General features: G+C 57.0%; 20 protein-coding genes and 2 pseudogenes. 17 read left to right on the forward strand and 5 right to left on the reverse strand.

Annotation, left to right across the window (positions count from 1 at the left end):
- Positions 1 to 60: 60 nt before the first annotated feature.
- The 5 genes from C1720_RS01590 (at position 61) to C1720_RS01610 (ending at position 6,188) form a co-directional block, all read left to right on the forward strand.
- A complete protein-coding gene (locus C1720_RS01590; RefSeq protein ID WP_102284438.1) occupies positions 61 to 1,158 on the forward strand; it encodes an IS5 family transposase in 1,098 nt (365 codons plus the stop codon).
- Between the two features lie 366 nt (positions 1,159 to 1,524).
- On the forward strand, positions 1,525 to 2,700 hold the full coding sequence (locus tag C1720_RS01595; RefSeq protein ID WP_102283001.1) for an SAVED domain-containing protein: 1,176 nt from the start codon (positions 1,525 to 1,527) through the stop codon (positions 2,698 to 2,700).
- A 5-nt stretch (positions 2,701 to 2,705) separates the two neighbouring features.
- Positions 2,706 to 3,932 (forward strand): nucleotidyltransferase domain-containing protein, encoded by a 1,227-nt coding sequence (locus C1720_RS01600; protein WP_199170928.1) that lies wholly within the window; start codon positions 2,706 to 2,708, stop codon positions 3,930 to 3,932.
- 700 nt (positions 3,933 to 4,632) lie between these two features.
- Entirely contained in the window at positions 4,633 to 5,700 is a 1,068-nt protein-coding gene (locus C1720_RS13945; protein ID WP_199170929.1) for a ThiF family adenylyltransferase, read from the forward strand.
- Positions 5,697 to 6,188 (forward strand): Mov34/MPN/PAD-1 family protein, encoded by a 492-nt coding sequence (locus C1720_RS01610; RefSeq protein ID WP_102283004.1) that lies wholly within the window; start codon positions 5,697 to 5,699, stop codon positions 6,186 to 6,188. The genes C1720_RS13945 and C1720_RS01610 overlap by 4 nt, the downstream gene beginning before the upstream one ends.
- On the opposite strand, the gene C1720_RS01615 is transcribed toward C1720_RS01610, so the two are convergent.
- Complete coding sequence (locus C1720_RS01615) at positions 6,185 to 6,730, reverse strand: 3'-5' exonuclease (protein WP_233199737.1); 546 nt, start codon at positions 6,728 to 6,730, stop codon at positions 6,185 to 6,187. The genes C1720_RS01610 and C1720_RS01615 overlap by 4 nt on opposite strands.
- A 556-nt stretch (positions 6,731 to 7,286) precedes the next feature.
- On the opposite strand from C1720_RS01615, the pseudogene C1720_RS01620 reads away from it, so the two are divergent.
- The 3 genes and pseudogenes from C1720_RS01620 to C1720_RS01630 all read left to right on the forward strand — a co-directional run.
- Positions 7,287 to 7,535, forward strand: a pseudogene (locus C1720_RS01620) (VirB8/TrbF family protein); the annotation flags it as partial.
- Between the two features lie 39 nt (positions 7,536 to 7,574).
- Positions 7,575 to 8,744: pseudogene (locus tag C1720_RS01625) on the forward strand (TraB/TrbI/VirB10 family type IV secretion system protein); the annotation flags it as partial.
- Complete coding sequence (locus C1720_RS01630) at positions 8,741 to 8,965, forward strand: DUF2274 domain-containing protein (RefSeq protein ID WP_102283006.1); 225 nt, start codon at positions 8,741 to 8,743, stop codon at positions 8,963 to 8,965. The pseudogene C1720_RS01625 and the gene C1720_RS01630, both read left to right, overlap by 4 nt.
- On the opposite strand, the gene C1720_RS12685 is transcribed toward C1720_RS01630, so the two are convergent.
- The 3 genes from C1720_RS12685 to C1720_RS01645 form a co-directional block, all read right to left on the reverse strand.
- Positions 8,962 to 9,297, reverse strand: coding sequence for a hypothetical protein (locus tag C1720_RS12685; RefSeq protein ID WP_146006811.1), 336 nt, complete (start codon positions 9,295 to 9,297; stop codon positions 8,962 to 8,964). The genes C1720_RS01630 and C1720_RS12685 overlap by 4 nt on opposite strands.
- A 955-nt stretch (positions 9,298 to 10,252) precedes the next feature.
- Complete coding sequence (locus C1720_RS01640; RefSeq protein WP_233199739.1) at positions 10,253 to 10,444, reverse strand: ribbon-helix-helix domain-containing protein; 192 nt, start codon at positions 10,442 to 10,444, stop codon at positions 10,253 to 10,255.
- Positions 10,445 to 10,570: 126 nt separating this feature from the next.
- Positions 10,571 to 11,212 (reverse strand): AAA family ATPase, encoded by a 642-nt coding sequence (locus C1720_RS01645; RefSeq protein ID WP_102283009.1) that lies wholly within the window; start codon positions 11,210 to 11,212, stop codon positions 10,571 to 10,573.
- Positions 11,213 to 11,308: 96 nt separating this feature from the next.
- Between C1720_RS01645 and C1720_RS01650 the strand changes: the two genes are divergently transcribed.
- From C1720_RS01650 to C1720_RS01675, 6 genes are read left to right on the forward strand one after another with little or no spacing between them, the layout of a single operon-like run.
- A complete protein-coding gene (locus C1720_RS01650; protein WP_233199741.1) occupies positions 11,309 to 11,584 on the forward strand; it encodes a hypothetical protein in 276 nt (91 codons plus the stop codon).
- Entirely contained in the window at positions 11,584 to 13,086 is a 1,503-nt protein-coding gene (locus C1720_RS01655) for a type I restriction-modification system subunit M (RefSeq protein WP_102283010.1), read from the forward strand. The genes C1720_RS01650 and C1720_RS01655 overlap by 1 nt, the downstream gene beginning before the upstream one ends.
- Entirely contained in the window at positions 13,083 to 14,714 is a 1,632-nt protein-coding gene (locus C1720_RS01660; protein ID WP_199170930.1) for a type I restriction-modification system subunit M, read from the forward strand. Before C1720_RS01655 ends, C1720_RS01660 begins: the two co-directional genes overlap by 4 nt.
- A 10-nt stretch (positions 14,715 to 14,724) precedes the next feature.
- Complete coding sequence (locus C1720_RS01665) at positions 14,725 to 16,593, forward strand: DUF8451 domain-containing protein (protein ID WP_233199743.1); 1,869 nt, start codon at positions 14,725 to 14,727, stop codon at positions 16,591 to 16,593.
- On the forward strand, positions 16,586 to 17,803 hold the full coding sequence (locus C1720_RS01670; protein ID WP_102283012.1) for a restriction endonuclease subunit S: 1,218 nt from the start codon (positions 16,586 to 16,588) through the stop codon (positions 17,801 to 17,803). The genes C1720_RS01665 and C1720_RS01670 overlap by 8 nt, the downstream gene beginning before the upstream one ends.
- Complete coding sequence (locus C1720_RS01675; protein ID WP_102283013.1) at positions 17,800 to 20,790, forward strand: type I restriction endonuclease subunit R; 2,991 nt, start codon at positions 17,800 to 17,802, stop codon at positions 20,788 to 20,790. The genes C1720_RS01670 and C1720_RS01675 overlap by 4 nt, the downstream gene beginning before the upstream one ends.
- On the opposite strand, the gene C1720_RS01680 is transcribed toward C1720_RS01675, so the two are convergent.
- A complete protein-coding gene (locus tag C1720_RS01680) occupies positions 20,784 to 21,068 on the reverse strand; it encodes a helix-turn-helix domain-containing protein (RefSeq protein ID WP_102284441.1) in 285 nt (94 codons plus the stop codon). The two genes, C1720_RS01675 and C1720_RS01680, sit on opposite strands and share 7 nt — an antisense overlap.
- A 123-nt stretch (positions 21,069 to 21,191) precedes the next feature.
- On the opposite strand from C1720_RS01680, the gene C1720_RS12690 reads away from it, so the two are divergent.
- From C1720_RS12690 to C1720_RS12695, 3 genes are all read left to right on the forward strand, one after another.
- A complete protein-coding gene (locus tag C1720_RS12690) occupies positions 21,192 to 21,638 on the forward strand; it encodes a hypothetical protein (RefSeq protein ID WP_146006812.1) in 447 nt (148 codons plus the stop codon).
- Between the two features lie 24 nt (positions 21,639 to 21,662).
- Positions 21,663 to 22,271, forward strand: a complete 609-nt coding sequence (locus tag C1720_RS01685) for a hypothetical protein (protein WP_102283014.1) — start codon at positions 21,663 to 21,665, stop codon at positions 22,269 to 22,271.
- A 692-nt stretch (positions 22,272 to 22,963) separates the two neighbouring features.
- Complete coding sequence (locus tag C1720_RS12695; RefSeq protein WP_146006813.1) at positions 22,964 to 24,079, forward strand: site-specific integrase; 1,116 nt, start codon at positions 22,964 to 22,966, stop codon at positions 24,077 to 24,079.
- Positions 24,080 to 24,096: the final 17 nt, after the last annotated feature.

A 24,096-nucleotide genomic window follows, 5' to 3' on the forward strand; every position in this document is an offset into this window, starting at 1 on the left:
ACCTCTAAAAACCCTCGCACCCCTGACCGACACTGCCCCAGCCAACGCGACAATCACCCGATGAGCAAACCCCAAGCCCGCAGCGCCATCAAGTTCGACCTCTTTGCCGAGGCAGCACGCAAGCACAAGATCGAAAGGCTGGGCGATCCGCTACAAGTCATTGCCCGGCACATTGACTTCGCCCACCTGACGCAGGTCATCGATGGATTGTTGCCCAGGGGGGACGCCAGCAAGGGCGGGCGCCCGCCATACCCCAGCGAGGTGATGGTGCGCATTCTGATCCTCAAGTACCTCTACAACCTCAGCGACGAGCAGATGGAATATCAACTGCTCGACCGCATGAGCTACCAGCGCTTTTGCTTGCTGACCGATAGCGCCAACATCCCCGACCGCAACACCATCTGGCACTACCAGCAGCGTCTGGGGATTGATGGTGTCACAGCGCTGTTTCAGGCGGTGGACAACCAGTTGCTACAGCACGGTTACATGGCGCGGTGCGGGCAGATCATCGACGCCACCCTGGTGCCCGCTCCCACCCAGCACTTCACCAAGCAAGACAAGGCCCAGCTCGAACAAGGCAAGATTCCCGCCGACTGGAGCGCCGCCAAGCGCAGGCAAAAAGACCTGGACGCCACCCACACCAAGAAGCACGGCAAGGGCTACCACGGCTACAAACTCAGCATCAGCGTGGATGCCAAGCACAAATTCATTCGCAAGATCACCACCGGCACGGCCAGCGAGCACGACAGCACACACTTTGATGAAGTGCTGCACGAGCACAACACCAGCGCCGACGTGTACGCCGACCGGGGCTACCCCAGTGCACAGCGCAGCGAGATGCTCAAGGCCCTGGGGCACCGCGAGCACATCCAGCGCAAAGCCAAGCCGGGCGGGCCTTTGAGCGAATGCCAGAAGGGGCGCAACAAGCGCATTGCCAAGACCCGGGCACGGGTGGAGCACCCCTTTGCCCAGATGCGCCACATGGGCGGCAAGTTCATTCGCACCATTGGCCAGGCGCGCGCCACAGTCACCATGACCATGATGGCTGCGTGCTACAACCTCAAGCGCCTGGCGAAGTTCCTTGATGACGGGGTGGATGCGTTCTACAAGAACAGGCTACCAAAGACCGTGGTGCGTCTGCAGGGGGCCAATGCGTGAGGAATGGGGCATGAAAAGCCCCAAAAAGAGACGAAATTGCTCGAAAAATAGGCAAATCTGCGGGGCGCGAACTGCTTGCGCCAGAAACGGGCTGAAAACGGCAGTTTTTAGAGGTGCCCAGATCTAATCCTTGGGGCTTCGTCCCCTTTTTTGCTTTGACTTTTTATTGCGCGGCGACTGATTTCCTCCCATTGCCGACGTTCGGGTGTGTAGGTAGGGAGATTTTGTGCAGGATATGGCTGCTCGCCCCAAGGGCTTTGAGCGAGAAAATTTTTCTTCTCTCTGCTTCGTTTCACCCTCTTGAACTCTTGTTTGTAGGCCTCATATATGTGTAATGCGCTGGCATGACGTCTTTAAGGGGGTCAAGTGGGGGAACAAGGGAAAGCTAAAGCTGCCAACGGACGTTACAATACCGACGAGGTTACAAAACGTGTTGTCTGGACCCAGTCTGCGGGCCATTGTGAGCTTTGCGGAGCAGACCTTATGCACGACTACCGTGCAGGAAAGCCCATGCGATGGGGCGAAGTGGCCCACATCTTACCGGCTAGTCCCAAGGGCCCCAGGGGGCGCGAGGATCATGACGAGACGAAGGCCGAGTCGCTTACCAGCGATACAGCAAACCTCATGCTTCTCTGCCCAAGCTGTCACGACAAGATCGATCGCGATGCTGATGGATATCCAGAAAGCGACCTGAGCGGGCTTCATCAGGCTTATTTGGAGCGTGTCCGGCTGGCAGCAACCACGCCTGATGGTGGAAGAGCTATTCCAGTGGTTGTGCAAAGCCAGCATTTCACGACAATTAACGACATCTCGGTTCGTGATCTGTTGGTTGCAATGTCCTCAGAGGGGCTGACTGCATTTGATCACCCCATCAAGATCACTTTTCCGGCTCCAAGCCATCGGGGCAGGGACGCCCATTATTGGCAGAACATTCAGGATAGCGTCCAACACGAATTAAAGCATCAGCTAACGCGTCGTGGAGGGGCCTATGGTGATGCTCCTGCGTTGGCGGTAGTGGGTTTGGCAGATATTCCTGCGCTGATAATGCTAGGACAATCCTTAGGTGATCGATCCAAGCGCCTGCTCTTCTCGTACAACCGCGAGCATCAGTTACGTTGGCCTAATCAGTCAGCTGAACCACCAAATTTTTTGTTTAGCCCCCCAGTGGATGGGGAGGGGCCGCTTGCACTGGTGTTGTCTCTTTCCGCTCAGGTTCCACCTCGCGATGTCGAAGAGGCACTGCCTGGTGCGCGTATCGCAGAGTTAAGTATCCCCGAACCCAGCTACGCGATGGTTCAGAACCGTCGCGTGATCCACGCGTTCCGTGACGCTCTACAAACGCACTTGAGCCGGCTCGAGGCCATGACTGCAGGCACAATCCATGTGTTTGCAGCGATTCCCGCTGCTTTGGCAATTGAGTTTGGTGCCTTGCTTACCACGCAACACCAGCACGCTTATCTGATTTTCGATCGAGATAAAGACAACCAAAACAGGTTCACGCCAACACTACAATTGGGCCGCCAGGCTCAGGAGGTTCATTAATGTCTATGAGCAACGAGCAGACCAAGCGAGATAGTTGGGAGCATTTTCTGCTTCGAGCAGCGAGCGAAATCTCACTGTCTGAAGCACAGTACCAGAAGATTGAGGGTCGATACTCCCAACTGCAAAAGATCCTAAACGCTTCTGACAATCCACTACTGTCGGAAGCTCATATTTTTGCCCAAGGCTCCATGCGCCTGAAGACGACGATTAAACCAGTTTCCGAAGCCCCAGAGGATCTGGATACCATCGATGCTGACGCCATTATTTGGCTCCCCCATGCGCAGGGGGCTGGAGCTCAAGAAGTTTTGGATGCCATTGAGGAACGCTTCAAGTCTGGCAGTCGCGTCCAGGAAGAAATCAAGCAGCTACGTCGAGGCATCCGGATCATCTATGCCGACGAAAACCCCGGATTCCACATCGATGTCACGCCGGCACGTGCCATTAATGGGAATTCTCAAGGCAATGGCGAAGGTAAGCTGGAAGTACCAGACCGGGTAACTGGATGGAAGGCAAGTAGCCCAATTCCCTATTCTGACTGGCTGCAAGGGGCTTCAAAGCAGACGATAGTTATCGCAAAAAGTCAGCTATCCCTTGAGGCTGCGACTCAGGATCCGTTGCCGCTTTATCAGGAGTACATTGATCAGGATCCACTTCGAGCGTCGATCAAACTGCTAAAACGGCATCGGGATGAGTGGGCCATCCGCACAAAAAATGCAGACCACCGTCCAATTTCGGCAGTTATCACCACACTAGCTACACACGCCTACCTTGATGTGGCGAAAAGCTCTCAGTCGACGCCGATAAGGCCGCTGAACGTCATCCTCGAAATCGTTCGGAGGATGCCTAATCACATCAAACGCTTGGGGAGCGACTGTTTGGTCTGCAACCCCGCAGACAGCGGTGAAAACTTCGCTGAAAAATGGAATAGACCGAGGGAAGGGCATCTCTACCGCGGTGCATTCCAGGAGTGGCATGAGAGTGCCAGCACGTCCGTGTCCATAGGGCTTGAGAGTTTGTCCGCAGAGTCCTTTGCTGAGGCGGTCAAGGAGAACTTTGGCATGGGCTCAGCCTTCATCGCGGCAGTGAATAATGAAATCCCGCCCCATTGGACTATGCCTGGTCGGCCTGATGGAACCACCCGAAACTCCACGTTAATGAGCACCATGTTTGGCGGCATGAGCGGAACCGCGAGCTCTCAAGAGGATGTGAAGCCAGTTGGGCGTCTTGGTTGATCAGATGGATACGTCTCTGCAGCGTGGTATAGCCGCGCTGCGAGGTGCTCTTGGCGAAGAGGCAGCACACGCTCTGCTCCAGCCTGCGGTCGTTCGGACCGGTGAAGCTGCGAGCTACTATTTTCCTCTGCCAGTTGACTATACGGGCACGGAGCGGCGGCTACGCATCAGCTTTCCCAAGAATTTTCCCCGCAGTGGGTTGAGGCTTATAATCGAGCCCTCGCCATGGCTTGTATGGCCTCACGCTATGGAGGTCGGACTCTGCCTGCATGGTTTCCAGGAGCGCCCAGTCATGGGCGCCCCCGAATATGTTGTGTCGGATAGCTTGGCTCGGTTAGGCAGGATCGTAAATTTGTCCCGGATGGGTTCATGTGCGGCTACCCGGGACGCCGAATTTCAGCGCGAAATCACATCCTATTGGTCTAGGCAGCAAGGGCTATCTTTACAGAACCTTATTCTTTTGGATCGCCCTCAAGCTGCCTCGAAGCTGTTTGCCCTTAGCGATCCTCGACAGACGTTACCATCTGGCCAGGAAACCGTCTGGCTCGCCACGGATCTGACATCACTGAAAAGACATTGCCGGCGAACGATTGGCCGATCTCCAAGGATGCGAGCACCTGAGGCCCCAGGTTTCTACGCAAAGCTTCGGAGCTATCCAGATCTGCGCCTTCCCCCCCCTGATCTACTGCTCACATGGCTCTTGCCGCATCTTGCTCCTGATGACAGAACGCAGTTGGTGGCTTGGTTTAATGAGAGTGGTTCACTGCCAAACCGCTGGATCGCTTTGGAACTCCCTGGGGATACCAATGCTCCCATCTACTGCCTAAACGTTCGCGCATACGGCCTGCAGTTGGATCGCGGCTCGAGGTTTTACCTGCGATCAGCGCGGCGCCGGTCTGCAGTTGTGGTCAAAAATCCCCCAGTTCTGATCCGAGCAACGACGCTGGATGTGCTGGATCGGACGGAGATCTTGTCTCGTGACCTCAGTGGCGTGGCGCAGAAACTAGAAGGAGCTCGCGTCGTTTGCGTTGGAGTAGGTTCATTGGGTAGCACCGTTGCCCTACAGTTGGCTCGTTCGGGTGTTGGCCATCTGACACTCATTGACCCGGACCACTTGGTCTCGGCAAATCTTGGCAGACATGTGCTCGGTGCCGATGATCTCGGTCTTCCCAAGGCTGAGGCGCTTCAGGAACAAATTCGCAAAGACCTACCCACTACGGAAGTCACGGCGTTCGCCACCTTCTCCGAAGTGGTGATGTACAAGAATCCCGAGGTTTTTGATAAGGCGGATCTGGTGGTGGTTACTACTGCAGACTGGCAGTCGGAGGTGGCGCTGTGGGGGGCCAAGTCGGATGGTACCTCCTGGGGCTTACTCCAGGCCTGGAGTGAGCCCCATACGCAGGTGGGGCATGCGCTCCTAGCGCCATCTGGTGCATTTGATGCTCGAAGCCTGTTCACAGACAACGGTGAATTTAAGCACAAGTTCACCGAATGGCCGGAAGGTGGGGTCGTCGCTCTTCCCGCCTGCGGGGAGAGCTTCATCCCAGGAGGCTCTCTTGGAATGGTGAACATTGCTTCGATGGTTTCTCAAACTGCATTACGAGTGTTGAGTGGAAACATCGATAGCCCGAGCTGGGTCAGCAGCATCAATAGGCCTGATGACGTGGTGATGCTGGGAGGTAAGTACCTTGGGCCTGAGCTACCTGCCGGAATGCAGCAGGCTCAGTTAGAGCGCGACTGGCCGGAGACATTGGAGAGAGGTAAATGACGGCGATCGCCTGGCAATGGAGTTGGCCCGGGCTGAACACTCCCCTGTTGGTATCGCAGGAGGTCGCGAGCGTCCTGGAGAGCTATAGGCAGAAGCGCTTTGAAGTAGAGCGTGGGGGGCAGCTATTCGTCGACCCCTCAAGCTCTACCGGACTGGTACTCACCTTGGCGACTCCCTCTCATAAAGATGATCGGGCAGGCAGGACCTGGCTGGATTTGAATGCTCGTCGCTGCCGAAAGGAAATTGAGCAGGCCAATGCTACAGGTCTCCGCTTGGTGGGGTACTGGCATACGCACCCACAACGCATTCCTATGATCTCCCCCACTGATGTCCAGAGCTTTTCTCGGTTCGCCGCGCACTACACCCAAGAGCTGCCGCACCCGATGGCAATCATTGTAGGCAACTCCAGTAGCCGTGACGGCATAAAGGCTTGGTCTTTCAGGGATGGGCGTTATGTTGAAGCCGTCTGGGGGCACTGGTCGGGCTAACGGTTACGTGTTTCTGCCAACATAAGGGCGAAAAGTTCTCCCTGAAACCGTGCGTCGTCTAGCGCGTTATGGTTGGGTGCGCTTATGGGGTTGAGCCGAGCGGTCATCTGGGAGGATTTTGTTTCCTTCCAGCGGCATCCGGTCGCCCCCATGTAATACGCCTTCATGTCGATTGCGGTGAACCCAAAGGGGTTTGATCCAGAATACTTGTGGAAGTAATAGTTGATGAAGGACCAGTCAAACGGGGTATTAAGCCCCACGAAAACTACTTTCTGGTCTGCGGAGCAGATCTGGTTCAACCATTGCTCCAGCTTGAGCATCGCCGCCTGCGGAGCAAGCCCTTCGCTCTCAAGCTTGGTAAGGTCAAGCCCAGTGACGGCGACGGCCTCTGGATCGTGCTTTAGGCCGTCTGGCTGGAGCTCGAGATAGATAGACTGAGTGGGTTCTGAGACGACGCAGGCACCGATGGAAAGCAGGCTATAGATGCCTGGCACCGGTCCCGACGTCTCGACATCGACGGAAACATAAAGCTCATCGCTCATCATTTTTTCCTTAAATCTCGAATAGCATGCTTAGAGTGGAGCATCCTCGTAGAATTTATACTCATTCGATGACCACTTTTGGTCGAGATCAGGTATTGATGCAAATGGATAATAAGCGAAACAGATCCTTGCGTCTCCGCTTCGCGGACGCGCTGCTCCAGTTCGCTGTTCGCTCATCTCTGACGGGACTGGCATTCGCCAGCCTTCCACATCCCTGACGCCTACGGACCGGCTTCCAGCTTCGGGCCTGCTCGCTTCGCTTGCGTGCGGTCTGCACATCGCGGCGGCCGTTGTCATGTCCAGCCGTCTCCCCTGACTCCATCACCTTGCTTGCGACTGTAGCCCGTGGCCGCGTGCCATCAAGGCGCGTCAGGCCGTGCCCTCGGCTGCGCCTGCGGGCCCGCACCTACCTGCCGCTTTTCTCCTTGACGGCCCACGTCCGTGGGCTCCTGACCGTCGCGGGCGATGAACTCAGGAAAGACGGTGGCAACAGGGCCAACCGGGTTCCTCGTGCCAACCGCACCGAACAGCCGAAAGGCTGGGCTCCGAATCTAGGAAGGAGTCGGTGACGGTGCAGATCACCAGCGTGGTTCGCGCCAGTGATGCGTCTTTCAACGTGCGCAGGACGGAACGCCGCTACGTCAATGGCGGGGCGGCCGGACTGGAGCGATGGACGGCGGTGGTATCCATCGTGCAGCAGACCCCGCGCACTGAAGAACGCATGCGCCGCAACCCGCTGGGCATCTACGTCAATGGCTTGTCGTGGAGCCGTGAATTGGATTCTTCTGAAGGAGCCAAACCATGAATGCACGTTTCCGTAAAACCGCATTGCCGGTGATCCTGACGGTCGCTGGCCATCCTCGCAGGCGGCTTGTCGGTTGGCGTGATGGGCGTACTGATCTGGTCGCTGCAACCGCAGCAACGCGGTGTAGGCGAATCCACGGAGCTGTACAACGTGGATCACGTCTCGCGCTCCGAAGGACTGGATGCGCTGCCGACAGACTATTCCAAGCTGCCAGCGCTGCCCCCGGACGTGCCGGAGCTGGGGCCACCGCTGCCGGGTGATCTGGGGCCAGCCATCGTCAATTCGCAGCAGCCAGTTGCCGCCACCTATGCCGCGCCCGGCTACGACCCCAACGATGCGCTGCGCAAGGAAGCAGAAGCGGCGGCAGCTTCATCGGTATTCTTCCGCACAGGCGCCTCGCAGGCCGCGCCCGTGGTGCAGTCGCAGGTTGCTGCCGCGCCTGGCTTCGCCGCCAATGCAGCCTTCGATCCGCTGGCCGCTGGCCCGGCCTCGACGGCGGCCCAGCCTGCTGATCCGACCATGACACAAAATCAGCAAAACCAGAAGGAGGCGTTCCAGAAAGCCGGAACCACGGAAACCCGTAATTCCGGCAATCTGACCTTGCCGGCTTCGCCGTATCAGGTGATGGCCGGAACCGTAATCGCAGGTGCCTTGGTGACAGGCATCAAGTCCGACCTGCCGGGCGACGTGATCGCCACGGTGACGGAACCGGTCTATGACACGGCCACGGGCAGGTTCCTGCTGATCCCGCAGGGTTCGCGCATCCTGGGCAAGTACAACAGCCAGGTCAGTTACGGCCAGAGCCGCGTGCAGGTGGTGTGGAACCGCATCATCCTGCCGGATACGTCTTCGCTGACGCTCGACAACCTGATCGGCACCGCCCCGGCTGGCTATGCCGGCCTGGAAGACGACGTGGACTGGCATTGGGATCGGATCTTTGCCGGTGCCGTGCTGACCACGCTGCTGGGCGTCGGTGCCGAGCTGGCCGCACCCGAGGACCGCCAGGACGGTGATCGCGTCATCATCGCCGGGCGCGACAGCCTGCAGGACACCGTGAACCAGGTCGGCCAGGAAGTGACCCGGCGCAACCTCAACATCCAACCCACGCTGACCAGCCGCCCCGGCTTACCGGTGCGCATCATCGTGAACCGCGATCTGGTGCTGCGGCCCTATCAGCCGCTGTTCTTCAACAAGGGGACTTCACGATGAGCACAACCAGGAAACTGCGGCTGGGGCCGCTGCCAAAGACCGAAACCGTCAAACTGACCTTCACTTGCCCGGCCAGCCTGAAAGCCGACCTCGAACGCTACGCCGCGCTGCACGCGCAGGCGTATGGCGAGGCGGTCGATGCATCGACGCTGATCCCGCACATGCTGGAGGCGTTCATGTTGGGCGATCGAGGGTTCAAGCGACGACGTGCAGCCACTTAGGCTTGATAACCCAACGACTGGAGTTCGCTCACCAGTTGGTCATCCAGCACGGAATTCCCCATCAACTCATCCACCCGAAACTTGGCATACGCCAGCTTCGATACCGAATTCAACTCACGTTGCTCGACGTATCGAAAAGCTCGAACAACTTCTTGGCAAAACAGCTCCTGTTCATGTTGAGGGACAAAGCCGTATCGCCCTTGCAGCACCAGAGCATGTCCGTGAGCTTCAGCATCGTTGATCTCACGATTCTCTCGTTGGCCCTTCCGCAAAAGGGCTCGGCCTATCGAGAGAAGTATGGTGTCGCTAACAAACCCGGTGTGTGTATCCATGTGCGCCTCCTTATGATGAAATGAACACATACTAGAATTGGGGATGAATTCGCAGATTTCAAGGTTTCGCAGTCTTGGCCTGGGAAGATGTTCAAGCATATCGCCTAGGCTACGCTCACCGAGCCGCCTAGCTATTCCTCGGCAGTCGTTACTGCTTCAGCGCGCCCCGGCTTGCTTTCCCAAGACGCCTATGTGGCTCCTGGCCCACGAGTCCGCATTTCTGCAAAGCAGCTTGAAGGAAAGCTAACCTATTGCCCCGTGTATGGTTTCAAGCCTCGCGCGATTTGCACGAAAGGCTTGACACCGGCCCTTTTTTGCGGGCCTACAGCGCATCCCCCCCTTAGGAACCTCTGCATAACTCGATTTCAAGCGTGATAGTGCTTGAACGAGTGTGATGTTCCCTTGCCCCTGGCACTCAAGATGCCCGCGTTTCGCGGGCATCTTGCTTTTTATGCACCCACACCCTTACTTTGCCCCCCTTACCAAGCCACGACAACCGCTCTGCGGTCGCATTTCGGGCCTTGCAGGCACCTCCTCACTTTTCTTCTCAATTGCCAAGCCTTTGCGGGGGTGCCTGCGTGGCCGTTCAGGCCGCGCAAGGGGGCCGCAGGCCACGGGGGGCCGGGGGGCGGCACGCCCCACGCCGAGGAGCCGCCCTAGGCGGCGGGCTGGAAGCCTTTGGGAGTACGGCTCGCCCCCTGTGGGGGCGCGATTGAAGGTCTGCCAGCACCGGCCAAGAGCGAAGTTTTCCCCAAAAATGGCGGCTCAATTACAGGTAAAACATTACAGGGAAAAATTACAGGATTTAGGGGGGTCTGATTTCCCGAACGAAGGGGGGGCCGATTTCCCGACAAAATGGGGGTTTGGGGGGGTCTGATTGCACGTGGATAACTTTTTTATCCACAGGCTTGAGCGCCTGCAGATTTCTAGATGCCCCGGCCCGACACCGGCCAGCTCACTCCCCCGCGCCCAGCCGCAGTCCGCGTTCCAGCATCTGCACCACAGCCAGGTTGATCACCGCAGCCCGGCTTTGCCCCAACTGCCCAGCCAGCCCATCAACCCGCTCCAGCAAAGGCTCGGCAATGGTCAGCGTGATTTGCACTTTACGCCCCTTGCGCACCCGGCGGGGCACCTGGGAAGTACCCACATCCGCATCCGGCGCACCAGAGATAAATGCGTCCGCAGCCTCAGTGCTGGCAGGACTCGCAGGTCTGGAAGGTTTTCTCGTAATCGCCATACATCAAATAAGCAGTGAAATAACTTGTTTTTAATATTAAAACAATGTTTTTATAAGTACATTCAACTCTGCAACCGCTTTGTCATCTCTGGGCTTGGCCTCCAACACGCACAGGCCAGCGCCCGCAGCGTTGGCAAAGGCCTTGCGGCGGCGCAGTGGGGTGGGCAGGTACTCAAATTGCGGCACTTCAGCCACGGCAGCGGCTGCTTCGGCGTTGTCACTGGAATGCTCACCAGGATCGGCGCAATTGAGCACGGCAAAGGCCCGCAGACCATCCCGCACGCTGCGGGCTTCATCGACCAGTGCTGCGATGTCGCTGAGTGCCCACACGTCGTAGCTGCGTGGCTGGAAGGGCACCAGCAGCACGTCCGACAACACCAGTGCCGCACGCAAGGCGGTTGAATCCCGTCCTCCAGCATCAATCACCACGTCGTCAAACTTGGCCGCCTGCTGTTGCACCTGGGCACGCAAGGTAGGGCCATCCGGGTAGGTGGCACAGGCAATGCCTGGCACATGCTCGGCTTCAGCCCGGATGCTGATGGCCGTTTGGGCTGTGCCCTGGCGGTCGCCATCAATCAGCCACACGTCACGTCCAGCCAATGCACGGGCAATGGCAAGGTTCACGGCCAGCGTCGTCTTGCCTACCCCGCCTTTGGTGTTTCCAATCGTGATGATCATCTGTTTTCACCTCAATTTAATATTAAGTTGATTTGTTTTTAAATTGTAAAACAGTGGATTTCATCCGACAACATGCACTTTCACAGGCATCTGACGGTGTTCACCTATGCGCACGAATTCATTCCAGCCGCGAAGCATATGCAGTACATTTGCACGACAACCATCCTGTGCATTGCCATGTCGCTTCTCAAGGACGAAACCCTCTCCATCCGCACCTCTTCCGAGATCAAGCAATTGGTGCGTCTAGCCGCTGAGCGCGAGCGGCGCTCGGTCTCTTCCATGATCGAAATCCTGGTGCTGGACTATGCCCGCCAGCACAAGCTTCAGCCCGCTTCCACGGCAACGGCAAAAACGAAAAAAACCGCCAAGTAATGAACGACCCGTTGCCCCATATCACCCCTGCCCAACTCGAAAGCCATCTCTGGGAATCCGCCAACATCCTGCGCGGCCCTGTGGATGCGGCCGACTTCAAGACCTACATCTTTCCGCTGCTGTTCTTCAAGCGCATCTGCGATGTCTGGGATGAGGAATACCAGGAAATCGTCGATGAAACCGGCGACGAGCAGCTGGCCTGCTTTCCAGAGTCGCACCGCTTTCAAATTCCGCAGGACTGCCACTGGAATGACGTGCGCGCCAAGGCCGCCAACATTGGCGCAGCGCTGCACCATGCCATGCGCGGTATCGAGCAGGCCAACCCCGATACGCTCTACGGCGTGTTTGGCGATGCCCAGTGGGCTAACAAAGATCGCCTTTCAGACGCGTTGCTCAAGGATTTGATCGAGCATTTTTCACGCATCTCGTTTGGCAATCAGAACATCGCCTCGGATGTGCTGGGTGATGCCTATGAATACCTGATCAAAAAATTTGCCGATGCCACCAACAAAAAGGCGGGCGAGTTCTACACCCCGCGCAGCGTGGTGCGGCTGATGATCGACATGCTTGCTCCCAAAGAGGGGCAAACCATCTACGACCCCGCTTGTGGCACCGGCGGCATGTTGCTTGCGGCTGTGCAACACGTGCATGAGCAGCATGGCAATGTCAAGCGCCTGTGGGGCAAGCTCTACGGGCAAGAGAAGAACCTGACCACCTCATCCATCGCCCGGATGAACTTGTTTTTGCACGGCATTGAGGACTTTCAGATCGTGCGCGGCGACACCTTGCGCAATCCGGCATTCTTTGATAGCGACCGCTTGGCCAGTTTTGACTGTGTGATTGCCAATCCACCGTTCTCGCTGGAAAAGTGGGGCGAAGAACTCTGGGTGAATGACCCCTTTGGACGCAACTTTGCTGGCCTGCCGCCCTCGTCCAGCGGTGACTTCGCGTGGGTGCAGCACATGGTCAAGTCGATGGCCGACGTGAGCGGCCGGATGGCCGTGGTGTTGCCCCAGGGCGCACTGTTCCGCAAAGGTGTGGAAGGCAACATCCGCCAGAAACTGCTGGAGATGGATCTGGTTGAGGCCGTGATCGGGCTGGCACCCAACCTGTTCTACGGCACCGGCCTGGCCGCGTGCATCCTGGTCCTGCGCAAGCGCAAGCCGGCCAAACACAAGAAGCAGGTGCTGATCGCCGATGCGTCACGCCTGTTCCGCCGGGGGCGTGCGCAGAACTATCTGGAGCCCGAGCACGCCGCCGAAATCCTCGGCTGGTATCGCGGCTTTGCTGACGTGCAAGACGCAGTCCGCGTGGTCAGCCTCGACGAGATCAAGGCCGAGGACTGGACGCTGAACATTTCGCGCTATGTCCTGCCGCCATTGCAAGAAGACATCCCACCGCTGCCCGATGCCATCGCGGCATTCAAGGACGCTCTCACCCGCTGCCGTGAAGCTGAAGAGCGTCTTGCTCAGGTCATGACTGAGGGAGGATGGGTGAAATGAGCTCGGACCGCCCATTCAAAGACAACAAGATCTTTACTGAAGAAATGGCGAATGCTGCTCGCGCTCGACTGAAGGCAAAGTTTGCCCAGATGGAAGAAGAGAAAGCCCGTAGCAGCAAGCGCATCTCTCAACAAGAACTCGAAGGCTACCTATGGGGCGCCGCCGTGCTGCTGCGCGGCCTGATCGACGCCGGCGACTACAAGCAGTTCATCTTTCCATTACTGTTCTTCAAGCGCGTATCGGACGTCTGGGATGAGGAATACCAGGCTGCGCTTGCCGAGTCGGACGGAGACCTCTCCTATGCCCAGTTCGCCGAAAACCACCGTTTCCAGATTCCTGAAGGCGCGCACTGGAACGATGTGCGGCAAACGCCGAAGAACGTCGGTGCGGCCATCCAGAAGGCCATGCGCGCCATCGAGTCGGCCAACCCCGACATGCTCGACGGCATCTTCGGCGATGCCCCATGGACCAACCGCGAGCGCCTGCCCGATGAAACGCTCAAGAACCTCATCGAGCATTTCTCGACGCAGACACTCTCCGTAGCCAACGTCCCCGAGGACGAATTAGGTAACGCCTACGAATACCTGATCAAGAAGTTTGCGGACGACTCAGGCCACACGGCGGCCGAGTTCTATACCAACCGCACCGTCGTCCACCTGATGACACAGCTCCTGGCTCCGCAGGCTGGCGAGTCGATCTACGACCCCACCTGTGGTACCGGCGGCATGCTGATCTCTGCGCTGGACGAAGTGAAACGCTCCGGCGGTGAATACCGCACGCTCAAGCTCTACGGGCAGGAGCGCAATCTCATCACCTCATCCATCGCTCGAATGAACCTGTTCCTGCATGGCGTGGAGGACTTCGAGATCATCCGGGGCGACACCCTGGCAGAACCCAAGCACATCGAAGGCGACCGTTTGCGCCAGTTCGATGTGATCCTGGCCAACCCGCCGTACTCGATCAAGCAGTGGAACCGCGAGGCCTGGAGCACCGACAAGTGGGGCCGCAATTTTTTGGGTACTCCACCGCAAGGCCGGGCCGACTATGCCTTCCAGCAACACATTCTGGCCAGCCTTAGCGCCAAGGGTCACTGCGCCGTGCTCTGGCCCCACGGCGTGCTGTTCCGTAACGAAGAACAGGCCATGCGTGCCAAGATGGTCGAGCAGGACTGGGTGGAGGCCATCATCGGCTTGGGGCCCAACCTGTTCTACAACTCGCCGATGGAGTCGTGCATCGTCATCTGCAACCGCAAGAAGGTCGCTGCTCGCAAGGGCAAGGTGATCTTCATTGATGCAGTGAACGAAGTCACCCGGGAACGGGCGCAGAGCTTTCTGAAGGCAGAACACCAACAGCGCATCCTGAGCGCCTACAAGAGCTTCACGGACGAACCCGGCTTTGCCAAGGTCGCCACGCTGGCCGAGATCAGCGCCAATGCAAACAACCTGTCCATCCCGCTATACGTGAAGCGCATTGCCGCAGCCAGCCCCATCGACAGCAATGGCGACAAGATGTCGCTGCGCGCTGCCTGGGAGCAATGGCAGGCCGATGGACGCGCGTTCTGGCAACAGATGGATGCCCTGGTTGAGACCCTGGATAGTCTCGTCGACGATGAGGTAGCCGATGCGTAGTGCCCGCGAGTTGCTGGACGAACTCAATGCGACAGACGAATCACCCCGCATCGAGGCCAAACGCGCCAGCGATATTGGCAAATCGGTGATGGAAACCGTTATCGCCTTTGCCAACGAACCTGGCCTTGATGGGGGGTACCTGTTGCTGGGCGTGGATTGGGAGATCAACGACAAGGGCGATACCGTATATCGCCCCGTAGGCTTGCCAGACCCGGACAAGGTCCAGCGAGATCTCGCCAGCCAGTGCGCCAGCATTCCCAACGTTGCCCTGCGGCCAGAGATGCGGCTGGAACAGATCGATGGCAAGTCCCTGCTGGTGGTGTATGTGCCAGAGGCCGACGTCACTCTCAAACCGATCTACAAGAAAGCCACCGGCCTGCCGGGGGGCGCCTTCCGCCGAATCGGATCAAGTGACCAGCGCTGCGTCGATGAAGACCTCTGGGTGTTGCGCGGTGAAAGCCAGCCCTTGCATGGCCCTGATTCAAGCATTCTTTCTGATGCCCGCGCCGACGACTTTGACCCGACCGCGATTGCCGCGTATCGGCGTGAGCGTGCCCGCATCAACCCCCAGGCCGAAGAGCTGGACTATGGCGACGAAGACATGCTCGAAGCCCTGGGGGCACTGAGGCGTGTGGATGGTGCCTTGCAACCCACATTGGCGGGCATCGTTTTGTTCGGTAAACCGCTAGCTTTGCGCAGATTGCTGCCCATGGTGCGTATTGACTACATACGTGTACCGGGTAACGAATGGGTCGAAGATCCAGAAAATCGCTTCCAATCCATCGACATCCGCAAGCCCCTGATACTGGCATTGCCGCTCGCCGAAGCCAGCATTATTGATGAGCTGCCTAAAGGCTTTCGCCTGCCGGAGGGCCAGCTACAGAGCGTGCAGGAGCCCATTCTGCCGCGCAAGGTGATCCGCGAGGCGCTGGCCAATGCCGCCATGCACCGCAACTACACCCTACACAGCCCGACGCAGATCATTCGCTACAGCAACCGCATCGAAATTCGTAACGTCGGCTACTCCCTCAAGGAGCCAGCGCAGTTGGGCTTGCCAGGTTCACGTCTGCGCAACCCAGCCATTGCAGCGGTGCTGCATGATCTGCATCTGGCCGAAGCCAAGGGTACGGGGATTCGTACCATGCGTCGCCTGGCTGCGGATGCAGGCTTGCCGCTGCCAGAGTTCTACTCAGACCGGCAGGCCAATGAATTTAAGCTCACCCTGTTTCTGCACAACCTGCTCACCGAAGAAGACCACACCTGGCTGCGCAATTATGCCGGCAGCACACTGGGCCCCGACGAAGCCAAGGTGCTGATCTATGTGCGGGCAACCGGCGCGGTGGATAACACCGCCTGCCGCGACTTCTGTGGCTCGGATACCCTGGCCGCCAGCATGGTACTGCGCCGGTTGCGCGACCGGGGCTTGCTTGAGAAGCAGGGTGCAGGCAGCCGCACCTATTACACCTTGGCCGGTAATGAGCCTCGTCCGACTCTGGAGAGCGCACAGTCAGAGCTGCCGTTGGATGTCCCAGCAGACACCCCTCCTGTTGGCCAGCCTCAGCCTGCAGAGGCGGTAGCGGGCCAGCAAGCATGCAACCCTCAGCTTGCAACCTTGCCGCCTGAGCTTGCAACCTTACTTGCAACCTTGCAGGGCCGGATCAGCAGCGAAGCCTTGCGTGACGGCATCCGCCGCCTGTGCCAGTGGGCGCCCCAGAGCGGTGATCAACTTGCAACCTTGCTGGGAAAAGACCGCGACTACCTGCGCAACAAACACCTAATACCCATGGTGCGTGACGGCCAATTACGTTTCCGCTACCCGAAAAGCGCCAAACACCCACACCAGGCGTATGTCGCCCCAGAGGACAAGCGTAATGATTGAAAGGGATTTGAAGCCCGGCTGGCGTCGGGTGAAGTTTGGCGATGTGGTCCGCCAATGCAAAGAGAAAGCCGATCCCGACACCTCTGGTCTTGAGCGGTACATCGCCGGTGACCACATGGATACCGATGACCTGCGCCTTCGTCGCTGGGGTGAGATTGGTTCGGGTTACTTGGGTCCAGCCTTCCACATGCGCTTCAAGCCCGGACAAGTTCTCTATGGCTCGCGCAGAACCTATCTGCGAAAGGTGGCGGTGGCCGATTTTGAAGGAATCTGCGCCAATACGACCTTCGTGTTGGAGCCTAAGAACCCCAATGAACTTCTGCCGGAGTTTCTGCCGTTTCTGATGCAGACTGAGGCATTCAACGCGTTCTCGGTGAAGAACTCGAAGGGGTCAGTCAACCCATACATCAATTTCTCCGACTTGGCGCGTTTCGAGTTTGCGCTGCCTCCGATGGAGGAACAGCAGCGAGTTGTTCGGTTGCTTATGAGCGCTGAGGTAGCAAGAACCGCAGCAGAAGATGCGGCGACTCATGCGGAGAAGCTGAGAAAGTCACTGCTTCTTGAAACCTTTGATGCGCTACAGGGCAGCGATATGGTCCGTATTCCATTTCTAGCGACAGAAGTCAGTTGCCGGTGGGTGAAGGCGCGTGATGCGGGCGCGATTCTTATGGGTCGCCAGCTGTCGCCAAAATACAAGACCGGGAAGAACACAAAAAAATATCTGCGAGTAGCCAATGTATTTGACGGTTTCATTGACACGAGTGATGTCAATGAAATGGACTTCAATGAAAGTGAATTCGAGACTTTCAAGCTTCAGAGTGGCGACGTGCTGTTGAACGAAGGTCAAAGCCGTGAGCTTGTTGGCCGCAGTGCTATATTCCGTGACGAAGTTCCCGACTGCTGCTTTCAGAACACCCTGATCCGATTCCGGCCTAACGGAGACGTACTGTCGGAATTTGCGCATTACTACTTTCAGTATTGCCAGTACACATCTCGATTCGTCCAGATTTCCAAACAGACAACATCAATCGCGCACCTGGGTGTCCAGCGGTTTGCCGAAATGAAGTTTCCTCTTGTTGCGACTGATGTACAGAGAGCGGTCGTGGATGCCTTGTCCGCAGTAGTAACGGCCATTCCCCAGCTCAAGAAGCGCGCACAGGCAGCAAGCGCGATAAGGAATCAAGTTCTTACGGAGGGGGCTTCGAGATGAGTTTTTCAGAGTCCAACACCGTCGAGGCCTACGTCCGCGACCTGCTCGCCGGCCCAGTCAAGGCTGTACCGGCCCACACCGCCCAGGAACCGCAAGCCAACTACGGACCCAGCCCCAAAGGCATCGGCTGGCGCTACGCTGCTCCGTCTGAGGTGCCGCGCCAGATCCAGGAAGTTCTGGTCGAACCCTGGCTGCGCGATGCACTGATCCGCCTAAACCCCGAGATTGCCGCCCAGCCCGACCGCGCCGACGAGGTGCTCTACAAGCTGCGCGCCATCGTGCTGTCGGTGCGATCGGATGGGCTGATCCGCGCCAACGAGGAAATGACCGCCTGGATGCGTGGCGAGCGCTCGATGCCCTTCGGCGCCAATAACGAGCATGTGCCGGTGCGGTTGATCGACCTGGATGACCTCGCGCAGAACCAGTACATCGTCACCCAGCAGTACACCTACCGAGCCGGCCCCACCGAGCGCCGTGCCGATCTGGTGCTGTTGGTGAACGGCCTGCCGCTGGTACTGATCGAGGCCAAGACGCCGGTCAAGAAATGCATCAGCTGGGTCGATGGCGCGGTGCAGGTGCACGACGACTACGAGAAGTTCGTGCCTGAGCTCTTCGTCTGCAACGTGTTCTCGGTGGCGACCGAAGGCAAGGCTTACCACTACGGTTCCATCGGACTGCCGGTCAAGGACTGGGGCCCTTGGCATCTGGATGGTGATGGCGACGATGGTCAGCACCACCCACTGAAGTCGCTCAAGCTCTCCGCCGAAAGCATGCTGCGCCCGCAGGTGGTGCTGGATATCCTGGGCAGCTTCACGCTGTTCGCCACCAACAAGAAAAAGCAGCGCATCAAGATCATCTGCCGCTACCAGCAGTTTGAAGCGGCCAACAAGATCGTTGAGCGCGTGCTGGCGGGCTACCCCAGGAAAGGGCTGATCTGGCACTTCCAGGGCTCGGGCAAATCTCTGCTGATGGTCTTTGCCGCGCAGAAGCTGCGCATGCATGCCGGCCTGAAGAATCCCACCGTGCTGATCGTGGCGGATCGGATCGACCTGGATACTCAGATCACCGGCACCTTCACTGGCGCTGACATTCCCAATCTTGAGAAAGCGGACACCCGCGAGAAGCTGCAGCAGCTGCTGGCTCAGGACGTGCGCAAGATTATCATCACCACGATCTTCAAGTTCGGCGAGGCCACTGGCAGCCTGAACGACCGCAGCAACATCATCGCCTTGGTGGACGAAGCCCACCGCACGCAAGAAGGCGACTTGGGCCGCAAGATGCGTGAGGCCCTGCCCAACGCGTTTCTGTTCGGCCTGACCGGTACGCCTATCAACCGTGCCGACCGCAACACCTTCTACGCCTTTGGTGCCGACGAAGACGAGAAGGGCTACATGAGCCGCTATGGCTTCGAAGAGTCGATCCGAGACGGTGCCACGCTGAAGCTGCACTTCGAGCCCCGGCTGATCGATCTGCATATCGACAAGGCCGCGCTGGACGCCGCCTACAAAGACCTGACCGGGGGCCTCTCGGATCTGGACAAAAACAACCTCGCCAAGACCGCAGCCAAGATGGCCGTGCTGGTGAAGACGCCTGAGCGCATCCGCAAGGTGTGCGAAGACATAGTTGAGCACTTCCAGACCAAGGTGGAGCCCAATGGTTTCAAGGGCCAGATCGTCACCTTCGACCGGGAGTCGTGCCTGCTGTTCAAGGCCGAGCTGGACAAGCTGCTGCCGCCCGAGGCTACAGACATCGTGATGTCGGTGCAGGCGGCGGACAAAAAAGAACACCCTGAGTACGCGCCCTACGACCGAAGCCGCGACGAAGAAGAGCGACTGCTGGATCGCTTCCGCGACCCGGCCGACCCACTGAAGCTGATCATCGTCACGGCCAAGCTGCTGACCGGTTTCGATGCGCCCATCCTGCAGGCGATGTATCTGGACAAGCCGCTGCGCGACCACACGCTGCTGCAGGCCATCTGCCGTGTAAACCGCACCTACTCGGAGCAGAAGACCCACGGCTTGATTGTTGATTACCTGGGTATCTTCGATGATGTGGCAGCAGCGCTGGAATTCGACGACCAGAGCGTCAAGCAGGTGGTCAGCAACATCCAGGAGCTGAAGGACAAGCTGCCCGAAGCCATGCAGAAGTGCCTGGCGTTCTTCGCCGGCTGCGACCGAAGCGTGCAGGGCTATGAGGGCCTGATCGCCGCGCAGCAGTGCCTGCCCAACAATGAGGTGCGGGACAACTTTGCTGCTGAGTACAGCGTGCTCAACAAGATCTGGGAGGCGCTGTCACCGGACACCGTTCTGGGCCCCTTCGAAAAGGACTACAAGTGGTTGTCGCAGGTGTACCAGTCGGTGCAGCCCTCCAGTGGCCACGGCAAGCTGATCTGGCACTCGCTGGGCGCCAAGACCATCGAGCTGATCCACCAGAACGTGCATGTGGACGCCGTGCGGGATGACCTCGACACCCTGGTGCTGGACGCTGATCTGCTGGAGGCCGTGCTGTCGGACCCCGACCCGAAGAAGGCCAAGGAGATCGAGATCAAGCTCAAGCGCCGGCTGCGCGGGCATGGCGGCAACCCCAAGTTCAAGAAACTGTCGGAGCGGCTTGATGCGCTGAAAGACCGGTTCGAGTCTGGCCAGATCAACAGTGTCGAATTTCTGAAGCAGTTGCTGGAGATTGCCAAGGAGACGCTGCAAGCCGAGAAGGAGGTCCCGCCCGAAGAGGACGAGGATCGCGGCAAGGCGGCGCTCACTGAACTATTCAACGAGGTCAAGACGGCCGAGACGCCCATCATGGTCGAACGCGTGGTCGCGGACATCGACGAGATTGTGCGACTGGTCCGTTTCCCGGGCTGGCAAGGCACGCAGGCCGGTGAGCGTGAAGTGAAGAAGGCTCTGCGCAAAGCGCTCTTCAAATACAAGCTTCACGCGGATGAAGAGCTGTTTGAGAAAGCGTTTGGCTACGTGCGCGAGTATTACTGAGCGGCAATGGCTGGGGGCAACGCCTGATCAGGCAGCAAGGGTGCACAGCTGTCCAGCTCCCGCACAAAGTCCGCCAGCTCATAGCCCAGGGCCTTGAGCCAGATTCTGAGCTCGATCACGTCCAGCCTGCGCACCCCCGTCTCGCACTTACTTACGTCCGCCTGCGTCCACGCCAGGCGGCGCGCCAGCTCCACCTGGCTGACTTGGGCATCTGCGCGTTTGGCACGCAGCAGGGCAAGCATCTGCTGGTATTCGCGGGTGTAGAGGGTCTTGTACATGGGCAACTCGGCCCATGAGGTTGCATGCGATCATTGAATATGCGAACATCGCATATTTATGCGCCAAACCACTTTTGAAAATCGGCGGGAAAAGTATTTACCCCAGAACCATCAAGGACGCCCATGTTTCAGGTTGAGCAACGTTTTGAGCGGCAGATGATTAACTTCGGAGAGAAAGATCGACCCATTCGACATTATCCAATTGCCGAAGTAGTTGCCGGTCATCTTGTTTTACAAATTATCGGCACGCAGCCAATCCAGGAGCCCGATGGCCATGTTTACAAGAGGCGTACCCATCTGATGGTAACAAAGGTAGGGATTGCTGCAGAAATTCTGAATCAGAATAAATTTGAAGAGGTGGCGGTCTTTGCGGTGATTCCACCATTGAGCCCATCCTCACCAGCGCCTGCAGTCAAGCGATGCACAGCCATCTTTGAATGCAGAGATAAAAATTATCCAGACACCAAGGCGTGGGGTTGTGAGTTCGGGGCGGAATTATTCATTGATCCAACCGATGATGTTGATTTGAAACATATGACGAGCAAAAAAATGCTTTGGATATCAAAATAATCAAGCATTGAGGAGATTATTCACATGTCCCGATTCGAGAACAGCTATCTTGCAGAGTCCGTTGGTTACGCCAATGGACTCAACAACGGCTATGCAAATGGGCTGGCCGTTGGGAGAGAAGAAGGCTACACCCAAGGTTGGAACGAGGCGACAGCGCATGGCAATAGCGTGCTGGCAGAGCGCGACCATCTCATCGACCGGCTGTACGGTGCAAACGAACGACTGGGTGCAGAGAATAGGCGACTGATTCCAGAGAACGAGATACTGAGGGCAGAGAACGAGCAGTTGAAGCAGCAACTACAGTTGCAACAAGAGCAGGCACAAGCCCTGCGTGCAGAGTACGAGGCGATGTTCAAGGCCTTCCTGGGTGTCGTATCCATCGCGCGCCCCGCTATGAAGGCGGTTGCAAAGCTCCCTCTGAAAGAACGCGGTCAAATTTACTACGAGTATGGGGACGAAGCAGCCAAGTTGCAGTCTGTGGAATATGTGAAGGCAAATCGCTTCCCTGGAAATCAACCGTTGATTCAGAAGTACCTTCCTATCGCTCAGCAGGTTTTCCGTCAAACCCATGAACAGCTTCAACAGCAAGAAGCTGAATCAAAACCAACGACCAAAGATCCAACTGATAATTGATCAATATCTGAATTCTTTTCAATTCTTGGGCGCTTTCATGATCGTTGCAATATGTGCTGCATCGGTGCTCTGAAGGTGCTCTGTTGGTGCGCTCATGGAGCAGTAATCTTCCACCCGGTGTGCAGTGTGTTGATTTTCTCTATTGCACCATCGCAGCACCTACAGAGCACCATCACAGCTCGCTGACGTCTCCTTGATGGCACGCAAATGTAATTTGTCTCGTTTGCGCAAAAATATTTTTTGGTCACAGACGGCGCGTGCAGCATTACTCCCACGAAATTTCGCCGCCAAGCGTCAATTGCAATCCTGTCATGGCAACAGATGCTGTGATATGTGTACATTTTGGCTGGATTTGAGCACAAAAGAGTCGTGAAACCCCTGTTCATCCTTGTTTTGCGGCTGTGATACGTATCTTTTTTGGCGGCGATACGTACACCTTTTGGGGGAGTAATGCTGCAATGTGACCAGGAAAACGTCACCTGCAAACTGGGTACGACACACTTGCCACCGAAACACTCTCGCCTGAAACCTTCCCCTGCCGCCATAATTTTCAGTGTTGGTGGTGGCATCGCCAAGACTTTTTTGGCGCCGATCTACCGATGGTTTTGATTTCAGAGGTTGATTTTTTGCGCCCACTCGGCGTCCTGAATTCAGCCCTAAATCATTCTTTGTTAATTATTGGCTGGATATGTATGGACGAAAAATCATCTGATGGCGCCTTTCGTGCAAAAGCATTTGCAAATCGCATTCTTGAGGAGGAGATGGTAGGAGAATCGCTGGCTAAAAGCACTGTATATTTATACCTGAGAAAATTGGAGCAAATTGCAAAGAGATCATCCATCGGCGGACATTGGCAGTTGACGCCAGAAATCATTGTGCGTGATTTTACTAAACGGATTGAATCAAAGACAATTACGCAGGCGACGGCGCGTCTGGAGAGGGCGGCGGCCTTGTTTTGGATTGCCGAACAAGGTCGGTCAGCGTTTGACTCCAATTCCCGCGAGATTTGGCGATTTGAATGCGCATATAATGACATTATTTCAATGTCTATTGGTGAATTACCTGTCAATTTAAAAAATACATCATCGGAAAAAGCAAAGGCATTTCCTGATGAGGCATTTGATCTGCTGATGAACGAAGCCTTCACTTCAGGATCTGAATCTCTTCTTGATTCTCTGATATTTATTCGGGCAAATCTATTTTTGGGACTTCGCCCCGTCGAATGGTTGAATGCTCGGATTATAAATTATCAGCACAGAAATGCGTTGGGCGAGCACATATTTCAGCCCGATGGATCAGCAAAAACTTCGCCTGCTCTTGAAGTTCTGAATGCCAAGCACTCCACTGTGCGTGGCAATGGTCATATACGGATCATACTTCTTGATAGCATTGATAACGAAGGCATTCGACATATCCAGCAATGGATTGGCATAATCAGAAAATTGAAAACTGATTATCTGACGTCATTGTCCGAAGAGGAAATTTACAAGAAAATATACGGCAACATGCAACGCACTATCCGTAGAGTATTGATTAAGGCTGGGTGGCAAGGGCAAAAACCGACGCTATACAGTACTCGCCATCAAGCAGTTGCCAATGCCCGTGCCGATGGACTTACTGAGAAAGAAATCGCTGCCCTATTTGGGCATAGCAGCACCAACACAGCCCGCAGGCACTATGGTAAAAAAATTGCTGGTTATTCAGGCAGGACTATGCGCCCCGCTCCTGAGTCAATCTGGGCTGTTCGCAGCACGGTTGCTGTGCGCCCCAAGCCTCCGCGCGGGGAGCCGTCACCGGCATTGGGTTGACTCCCTTGGTTTTTGGG

This window comes from Ottowia massiliensis, from assembly GCF_900240305.1.
Classification (GTDB): domain Bacteria; phylum Pseudomonadota; class Gammaproteobacteria; order Burkholderiales; family Burkholderiaceae_C; genus Ottowia; species Ottowia massiliensis.